This window comes from Fibrobacter sp., assembly GCA_024398965.1.
Lineage (GTDB): Bacteria > Fibrobacterota > Fibrobacteria > Fibrobacterales > Fibrobacteraceae > Fibrobacter.
On the sequence record JAKSIF010000002.1, the window covers coordinates 200,665 to 210,109 of the forward strand.

The 9,445-nt window shown below is 38.6% G+C and carries 8 protein-coding genes; 4 read left to right on the forward strand and 4 right to left on the reverse strand.

Annotated elements, in window-relative coordinates; all coding sequences use genetic code 11:
- Positions 1–3 precede the first annotated feature (3 nt).
- The 3 genes from MJZ26_01790 to MJZ26_01800 form a co-directional block, all read right to left on the reverse strand.
- Positions 4–222 (reverse strand): hypothetical protein, encoded by a 219-nt coding sequence (locus tag MJZ26_01790; GenBank protein ID MCQ2104500.1) that lies wholly within the window; start codon positions 220–222, stop codon positions 4–6.
- A 744-nt stretch (positions 223–966) separates the two neighbouring features.
- On the reverse strand, positions 967–1,992 hold the full coding sequence (locus MJZ26_01795) for an ORF6N domain-containing protein (protein ID MCQ2104501.1): 1,026 nt from the start codon (positions 1,990–1,992) through the stop codon (positions 967–969).
- Positions 1,993–2,312: 320 nt separating this feature from the next.
- Complete coding sequence (locus MJZ26_01800; protein ID MCQ2104502.1) at positions 2,313–4,061, reverse strand: sulfatase-like hydrolase/transferase; 1,749 nt, start codon at positions 4,059–4,061, stop codon at positions 2,313–2,315.
- Between the two features lie 37 nt (positions 4,062–4,098).
- On the opposite strand from MJZ26_01800, the gene MJZ26_01805 reads away from it, so the two are divergent.
- Genes MJZ26_01805 through MJZ26_01820 form a run of 4 tightly spaced genes read left to right on the forward strand, consistent with a single transcriptional unit; the run spans position 4,099 to position 8,887 of the window.
- Positions 4,099–5,358, forward strand: a complete 1,260-nt coding sequence (locus MJZ26_01805; GenBank protein MCQ2104503.1) for an ABC transporter ATP-binding protein — start codon at positions 4,099–4,101, stop codon at positions 5,356–5,358.
- Positions 5,355–6,254, forward strand: a complete 900-nt coding sequence (locus MJZ26_01810) for a hypothetical protein (GenBank protein ID MCQ2104504.1) — start codon at positions 5,355–5,357, stop codon at positions 6,252–6,254. Before MJZ26_01805 ends, MJZ26_01810 begins: the two co-directional genes overlap by 4 nt.
- A gap of 26 nt (positions 6,255–6,280) precedes the next feature.
- The gene (locus MJZ26_01815; GenBank protein ID MCQ2104505.1) at positions 6,281–8,683 is read left to right on the forward strand and encodes a KAP family NTPase; all 2,403 of its coding nucleotides are present in this window, start codon (positions 6,281–6,283) and stop codon (positions 8,681–8,683) included.
- Positions 8,684–8,743: 60 nt separating this feature from the next.
- Complete coding sequence (locus MJZ26_01820; GenBank protein MCQ2104506.1) at positions 8,744–8,887, forward strand: hypothetical protein; 144 nt, start codon at positions 8,744–8,746, stop codon at positions 8,885–8,887.
- Positions 8,888–9,077: 190 nt separating this feature from the next.
- Here the strand turns inward: MJZ26_01820 and MJZ26_01825 are convergent.
- Positions 9,078–9,445, reverse strand: a 368-nt coding sequence (locus MJZ26_01825; GenBank protein ID MCQ2104507.1) for a transposase, incomplete at its 5' end; no start/stop codon positions are given.

Sequence of the window (9,445 nt, forward strand, 5' to 3'; positions counted from 1 at the left end):
CGTCTAATTTTCCCTCCAAACATCCAACACCATAGATTCAATCACGGATTCATCCTCTTCAGCCGCAACTTCCATAAAACCGAGAGACTTATAAAACGGTATTGCCGTTTCCAAAGGATGCAAAACAAGTACCCTGGCTCCCGCAATTGAATCTTTTTTCGACAACGACAAATAATCTTCCTCGGAACAAGGAAGATGTTCAAAATCATTTTGCAGAATCATTAACTACTTAGAAGCGGGCTTATAAGTTATAGGCCGACTTACCCTGGGTATCTTGATTTCCCCGGCAAGATACTTCATTACCTTATCCACCTGTGACGGAGGAACAACCACCGGTTTTGTATTCAACGCCATAACCTAGTCCTTTTTAGAGTTCATATAATAAACTTAGGACCAAAGCTAAACAGGCGATGATCTGGCAACATCCCATTTTTTGAATGTTTCTAAAATATAATTCTCCAGCGAAAATAAATCAAGAGTCTCGCCGTTTCCGCAAGTATTTTGCAAACAGTTGTTGACACAAACCGCCCGACTTTGTGCAATCCATTCACAACATCCATGGCAGAACAGGCAACATCGACCTCCAACTTTTTCCCATTCAGAAACAACTGCTAATTTTCAGCAACAATGTAATCCTTCTTGTCCTTGAAAAGACGAACGATCGCAATACTTTGCTTAGTAGCCAAATGCCCCTCAGAGGTCCTGCGGAAATGCGATAGCACGTTCCAGCGACACATGGCAGAGAGTTAATCACCTCTCCAATTTCAGCTAAGAGGATTAATTCTCACGACAACAAAATACACAAATGTTCACTACTTGTCAAGTGGAATTTTCCGCACACATCCAGCCAAGACGTCATTCTGGAGCGAAGCGATAGAATCCACTCCCCAGTCACCCCGACCTGATCGGGGGTCTAGATTTTTTACTACATCCCCAGACATGGCTAGCGCCGCGAGGACCCCAACCTCAAGCCTCCTTCAACAGCAAGTCCATCAGAGGGTGGTAAAGGTCCTTGAATTCAAGTGTCGCTACAGTTGCCACCCTATTCCCGGCGTCTTTGCTGGAGGGGCCACAGTGGTACAGAATCTCATTTTCCTCGTTATAGTCGATAAAGACATAACGATCATGGAAAATTCCCATGGCAGACCTTACAGAAAGCGTCAGATCGGGCCTAGCAGCCCTAAAATCAGCAAGAATAGCCTCCGTCAATACCTGGCGACCCCACTGGTCACTGAAAATCATAATTTCAAGGCCTTCCGGCACACCTCGCAGCAAGTCAAGAGTCTTTACACACACATACTCATCGATAACATAGATAGACTTCTTTGCAAGAGCGTAAATCTGCGTATATGCAATGTCCGCCTCAAGTTTTTGACCATTCATGATCAAGTAATGCTTGTAGGTATTAGGGTCAATGAAATTGTCCATGACCTTTTGTAAATCATCTTGCATGGAGAACACTGTATTGGACAAATTTCCAAGATCTTGCCGAACCAGACCTATTTCCCGAGTATTCAAAGCAGTCTGAGCACCCAGTTGGGCAAGCCCATCCGCACCAAGCAACTGCTGATTTTCAGCAACAATGTAATCCTTCATTTCTTTAAACAAAAGCATTATGGCAATACTTTGCTTAATAGCAAGCTCCCCCTTAAGAACGGTCATCAACATGTAAATACCTTGTTCTGTAAATGCATAAGGTAAATAGACTCGCCCACCTTTCACCCCTTTGATCTGCATCGAGGTGCAATTTTTGCACCTCGATAATTCAGCAATTTCGTCCACAGTCAACTGAAATCGGAAAAACTCGGGAAAACGTTCTATATTATTCTTAACTTGCCTATTGAAATCCTTGGTGCTATACCCATAAATTTCCGCCAGATCGGCGTCAAGCATCACCTTTACGCCGCGGATGGTGTAAACCTTGTTCTTCAAGAAACTCTCGTCCACGAGAGAAAACTCGGCACTATTGCCGACAACCACATTCTTTTTCATGAATTATTCTACGGGATTCCCGAAATCCCATGCTCTACGCATGCTGCCGAGGGGCCGATTCCCTTCAGAGGTCCTGCGGAAATGCGATTGCACGTTCCAGCGACACATGGCAGAGAGTTAATCACCTCTCTAGTATCCTTGAGGCATTCAAGTTCAGATAGTTTGGCATAGGCGAATTCAACTGGGTAGCCCTTAGCCACTGCGCAGGCATCATGGCAATTCTTTTAGCCCAGGTAATTTCGACTTCAACAGAATCCAAAGAACATTTATGGAAACGTATAGCCAAAGCGTTTTTGCAATATTTTTTTATTTCAAGCGAATCATTTTGCATCCATAAACTTATCATATTGAATGCTTCTTTGACGCAACAGGGTATTCAAGCTATCCAAACCATATAGTTCAAGCATGGTAGGTTCCTTGGAAAACAACGATCTTCCTAAACCAAAGCCATGATCAGGAAGTTGCCACCCCAACGCCTCAAGAATAGACGGAGCAAGATCCATATTTGAATAATTTCGTTTTCGATTAACATCATTCTGTGACACATTCAGGAAAAACGACATCGTGTAAAGATGTTCATCTAAAGGCAATCCGACTTTTTCTGCAACAAGTTGTAAAGTGTGGTCCCCAGCAACCATAACAACCGTATTACTGTACCACGATTGTGCAGCAATCCATTTCAAAAGTTCGTCTACTTGAAAAGAGGAACAGCGCAAAGCATTTCTCATGCCATTACTTTCTGTTTTCAAACAGGCTTCATCAACATAACCATCGGGCTGATGAGTATTCACCGTAAGAATATAAGTTACAAAAGGTTCACTCAGCTTAGACAACGAATCCATTTGCTTTTTTGCAAAATCAAAAACCTTTTTGTCTTCCAAGCCCCAGAAAACCCTATATTCTTTTGGAATATTTTCCATTTCCTTAATCAAGGAATCATCATATAACTTTACGTTTCCATGAGATTCAAGAAATAAATTCTTCTGGGTAAACTTGCCACTAGACCCCTGAACATAAACTTGATTATACCCATGTTTTTCCAATAAATCGGTAATGCAGTCTGCTCCCGGCAAATAGGTCGGTAGCTTTCCGTGATATTCATCAATATTCATTGGTAAATTTAAGGGGATACCACACAGTGCAGTCGTTATTCCTGCAATAGTCCAACTAGCCCCGGCAACGCTCTCTGCACCAGGTTCAAAATCAATTCCTAGCTTACTCCACTCATTCAATTCTGGGGTGTAGGGTCTGAAATTATTGGACATAGACTCCAAAAACAGTACAATCAAGTTTTTGTTTTTCGGCTGAATATTCAAATCAATCAATGCTGGCTCTACATAATTATTTCTATAGAATTCAGAATCCACACTATTTTCAAACAAAGCTCCAAAAGATTGGCTAAAAAAAATAGATGGAATTAGGAACAAAAAACAGCACACCGCCCCCAAAAGAAACTGCATAACATATCTTGAAATGACATTCAATTTCACGACAAACGATTTTCCTACATATAATAATCTTGCAAAAATAAACTGCAAAACAAAAATCATCAACAATGTAACGGCACCATTAACAAGCACATAGTCGATAAACGATTTAATCACAAATTCACCGGATCCGTCAATGGGGGCAAATAGAGTGAAAAGTACTGCATCAGCATTATTCAGCTGAAACATTTCTCCAGCCCAAGGTATAGTCAAGAGACATAAGAATAGAATGGACTGAATTACAAAAAATAACACCGTTGTAAATCGAGACGTTTCTCTCAATTCTTGCATGAGAGTCATTATTTTAGGCAAACGAGCATAACTAACTAGAGTCCAAGTCGCCCCAAAGTAGACAATCAAAAAAATCAGATTACTTTCGATAAGGCCCAAATTTTCTTTGCAAAAAACAACAAAAGACACTAAAGGTATCGTTACAAAACCAGCCATAAATAATCGACGAGGCATTTTATTTTTAAAAAATACCCAACCAATGCAAGCAAGAATAATTGAAATTAAAAAATTGAGTTCAAAAGCAAACATGGAAAAAAAATAGATATAAAACCAGCTAACATTTTTTCTCATTTGATTCTTTCGTCAAATATTTATTACTTTTTGTGATATGGCCACCGCAATCGAGTTTGAAAACATAAGCAAGCAGTACCGCCTGGGCTTGGTAAGCACGGGCACGCTCAGCCACGACCTCAATCGATTCTGGCAGACCAAGATCTTGCGCCGCGAGGACCCCTACCTCAAAGTAGGCGAAACCAACGACCGCGCAAGCAAAGGTTCCAGCGACTACGTGTGGGCCCTGAAGGACATCAACTTCAAGGTGGAACAGGGCGACGTCGTGGGCATCATCGGCCGCAACGGCGCAGGCAAAAGCACGCTCCTCAAGCTGCTCTCCCGCGTGACCGCACCCACCACGGGCATCATCCGCGCCAAGGGCCGCATCGCAAGCCTGCTGGAAGTGGGCACCGGCTTCCACCCCGAAATGACCGGCCGCGAGAACATCTACATGAACGGCGCCATCATGGGCATGACCCGCGCCGAAATCTCCCGCAAGCTGGACGAGATCGTAGACTTCAGCGGCTGCGAACGCTACCTCGACACCCCCGTCAAGCGCTACTCCAGCGGCATGACCGTCCGCCTGGGCTTCGCCATCGCCGCCCACCTGGAACCCGAAATCCTCGTGGTGGACGAAGTGCTGGCCGTAGGCGACGCCGAATTCCAGAAGAAAGCCATCGGCAAGATGCAGGACGTAAGCAAAGGCGAAGGCCGGACCGTGCTGTTCGTGAGCCATAATATGGCCGCGGTAAAGAACCTTTGCAAGAACGGTATTCTTCTTGAATACGGCAAAATAAAACAGACCGGAAGCATAGATAATGTTGTTGATTCATATTTGCAAAACGCAACAACAGCAACCCACTGGAATACACAAAATATTTCATTCTCGGGAAATGGTATTTTGAAAGTCCGTTCTTTTTCTCTTAAATCACCTAACGGTTTTATAACAAATAACGATCCAATACATCTTCACATAAGTATAGACAATCCAAAGAAAATCAAAGGTGCTTTAGAAGTTGCAGGGAAAATTGAATCTGCAGACAAAACATATATCCACTATTTTTCTTCAAAACTGAAAAACAAAACATTCCATCTAGATGGCTCTGAACACATATCCATAGAATGTTCTTTTAGAAAACTCCCCTTAAATGCAGGGATCTATTCAATAGGAATCGAATTAAAGTTCAATGAGGATGTTGTTTATTGGGCAGAAAACGCAGGATCATTTCAAATGCAAAATTCAGATTTTTACAATTCAGGATTTATATGGAATAAAGGGCTCTTTTTAATTGACCAAGAATGGAAGCGGATATGACTAAAATTTTAGAATGGTTAAAAGGTTTCTGGCTTGATTTTTCAAATAGACGGTTAAGAAAAAATTTTCCGAAGCTATTTTACTGGATTGGGGTTAAAGAATGGTATTACAACCAAACACACGAAAAATTAGACTATCGTGATGTAAAAAATATAAATGAGAAAATGATGTGGTTGTCAAGATACTGGCAACACCCCCTAAAAACTTTATGTGCAGATAAATATCGCGTTAGAGAATATGTAAAACAATGTGGCTTAGAAAAAATTCTGGTTCCATTGTTCGGAGTATATGAAAAAGCAGACGATATTGACTTCGCATCCTTACCAAATCAGTTCGTTCTTAAATGCAACCATGCCTCAGGAAGCAACATTATTTGTCTGGACAAGGATTCATTAAATAGTGATAAAGCCAAAAAGAAACTTAACGAATGGATGAATCAAAACTTCGGTTTTGAGACATATGAGCCTCAGTACGAAAAGATTCAAAGAAAAATCGTTTGTGAAAAATTATTAGAAGAGTCGCCCTTAGAAATTCAACTATACTGCATCAATGGTGAACCCGATTTTTTTCTTGTATGTCGCAAACATTTGAACGGAAATTATGATGCATTTTCTTACACTCTAGACTGGCAAAGAGTCGCATATAGAATTGGAGAAGAAAACCGATTAAACGAGAAAATTAACAAGCCGACTAAACTAAAAGAGATTATTGAATACGCAAAAATTCTTTCAAAACCATTCCCCTTTGTAAGGGTTGATTTTTTTTATGTTCAAGAATCTATCTATCTTGCAGAACTAACATTTTCTTCAAGTGCCAATGTGTTACATAATAACACAAAACAAGTCATTGAAGAAATGGGCAGAAAACTTGTTTTGCCATCAAAAAATATTCCATAGCTCCATTTTCAGCAGACGAACTTACCATGACCAACATCGTGCAAAAAATAAATCAAGTTGTGCAAGTTCTAAGGTATTTTGTCACTCTGGCTCTTTCAACATTCATTTTATCAACAATCCTTTTTTCCATTGTCAAAACAGACATTTCCTTTGAAATTTATGCCACAGTAGCATTTCCTTCTTTCATAGCTTGTCTCGTTGTGTATTGCATAAAAAAAGAAAATGCATCCTATCAAATCCGTTTCTTTTTAGTATTACAAGCCAATTTAGTAGCCTTTCTATGGTCAAAACATAACGAATATTCGCCATGTTTAGATACAGAAGACAAATTCTATATTGCGTACTCAATTATCCTAATCATTGCAATATGCTATTTTGCATTTCAGGCTCACAAATCCCATGTCATTTCGCCCAAAGAAAACAAAAAAGAAAATTTATTTGAAGAACGAATCGGCGATCTAGAAAAAATAAAAGAATTTCTAAAGAACACAAACATTCATGAAATCGGCATTTCTTCCGTTTGGGGAGAAGGAAAAACTTTTTTATCAAACTTATTGAAACAAGATGTTAAAAACGAATACGAATTCATTACAATAAAAGTAATGAGTTGTACTCTTGATAACGTCGAAGAATTTATTCTAGAGGAACTATCCATTATTTTTAGAAAAGAAGGATTTTACACACCAGCAACATCTAAATTGAAGAACTTCTTCAAAAAGATAAACTTATGGGGACTTGAAAACTTTTTTCAACAAGATTCAGAATCATACACCTTGTCATACGACAAAATAAAACTCCTTTCTGAACAATTAAAGAAGAAAATCATCCTAAATATTGAAGACATTGATAGAATAGCAGATAAACACACCATCATAAAATTATTTTCAATCTCAAATCAAATTTCTTCCAATAGCATAAAGGTCATATACCAGTATGGCGAAGCTGAACTTCTCAACATCTTAAATATTAAAGACCATTTCTATCTTGAAAAATACATTCCATTACGAGTACTACTAACACCAATACCGTTTGAAAAAGCTATTCAAAAATTTATTGGATGTTCAAAGTATACAATTAACGCAAAAGATTTTTCATTTTTATTTGAATCGCAAAGGCTTGAGCATCCCGTTTATCAAAAGTTCAAAATCAGTCCAGAAACAGGACCTCTATTCATACAATTTCCTCTTAGAAAAACAATGATCTTTCTAGAAGAAGTAAATCTCTGTGTAGAAAAATATAAAATTCCTAAAGGTGAAATAAAAATTGTTGTAGTATTTCATTTAATCAAACAATTTTTTTATGACGTATTTGACGAAATGCAGTACAACAGAGATTTCGATGAATTACCCATTTTCCAATTAGGCGAAAATAAATTTTCAATAAAAGAACTTTTATCAGACAACAAAAAAGAGCCTGCAAATCAAATAGAGATTTCTTCGTTTAACACAAATACAAATAGACTACTACTCAAACTATATGCCTTGCTAGATTACAAATTAGACTATAAGCAACAAGACGTATCCTCAAAAAGTAATGTATTTAATGCAATCCAAATAAAAAATCACAACGAAAAAATTAACGAAACCATTAAAAAGCTATTATTCGCCGGAAACGAGGGTCTTTCGAAGCTAGAAAAAGTACATAAAATTGCAGAATCATTATTAAACAATCCTGATTCTTTCTATACCAAATATGAGAAAAATTCAGAGCTACGGTCTTTATCAAAACAAATCGATTCAAACAAAAGTATTCATGAAATCGTAATGCTGTCTTTTGTCTTTTTTGAAAAGAATCCCGACAAATGGCATTTGTTAATCCAAGGACTTTTTAACGAGAAGGACAAATATTTCAGCAAATTCTATATCCGTATTTTTCAATATGGATGCATCCCAAACAAGGCCATATTCATTGAGATAATAAGCAAGCTAGCCAACTTGACTGTTTCTGAAAATTTCAGCATAGACGAGTACTACATAAATTTCCTAAAAAGTTTCTTAAGCTTCCTTACAAAACTAGGTTACGCCAATGAACACCACTTGTGGAGACTTGAAAAAGAAGTTCCAGCGAAGGAAATTTCTTCCGTAATCGACGAGTATGTCAAAGAAATAGATGATTTATACGGCTATTTTCCTATAACAAAAATATCAATTGAGATACAAAACATAAAGAAATTTCTTGAATTTAACAAAAAAGTAGTCACCTTCCAAACTCAAAAAACGAACAATTCCCACAACACAAACGCACTTCCCTACGGAGCATATCAAAAACAGGTAACTGAATTAAAATATTTAGACACTCCTACTAGAAATAAAAAATTAGAGGAATTATACGAACAAGGAAAACTAAATGCAGGAGAGATTGCCTACATTATTGAAAAAATAGAAGAAGCACACCTCCCCACATTATGGACGAAAAACAACATCTTATAAAATCATCGCCGAACATTCACACAAAATATTTTATATTCATGTTAACCCCTAGAAGTTCACATGAACGTAAAAGAATTACAGCAAAAACTAGATTGGTTAATGGCTAACGGAATTTCAATAGGAAATTCCGATATTGAAGAGCAGGGTTATCCAGCATGTTTCAATAACATCGGATACTGCTATAATTCAGGCACCGATTTTTAACAGATAAATCTTTACCCCCCTGGGTAGCTGACCCCCCCAACAATAATTAAGATTTTTTGAAAAATCCGCCAAAAATTAGTATATTTTTGAAAGAAATTAAGGATTTTTGAAAATGAACGGCGCTGGTTATCAATTTTTGATGGTAGTGTCAAGGGTTTTTCGCAAAAATAGTTTGTTCCAACATCAGATTCTAGGCCAGGTTCTTCCTAGCTTTTTTCAATTCTGTTTCAATTTCCCTTTGGTTTTCAAGTTCATAGAGGTGTTTCATATTCAAGTATCGCTTGGTGCCCCAGTCTTTTGATGCCACATACCTTAGCCTAGCGCAGACAAGCATCAAGGCTGATTCGCCATCCGGAAAGCAACCCACAACTCTTGTTCTACGGCGAATCTCGCGGTTGAGACGTTCCAGGATGTTGTTGGTCCTGATGCTTCGCCAATGCTCGTGCGGGAACTCCAGGTAGGTCAAGGTTTCACCGACGCCTCTGGCATAGAGATCTGCCGCAGATTTCAGCCCCATGTCCCGCAGTTTCTGCTCCACATCGATAACCTTCTTTAGAG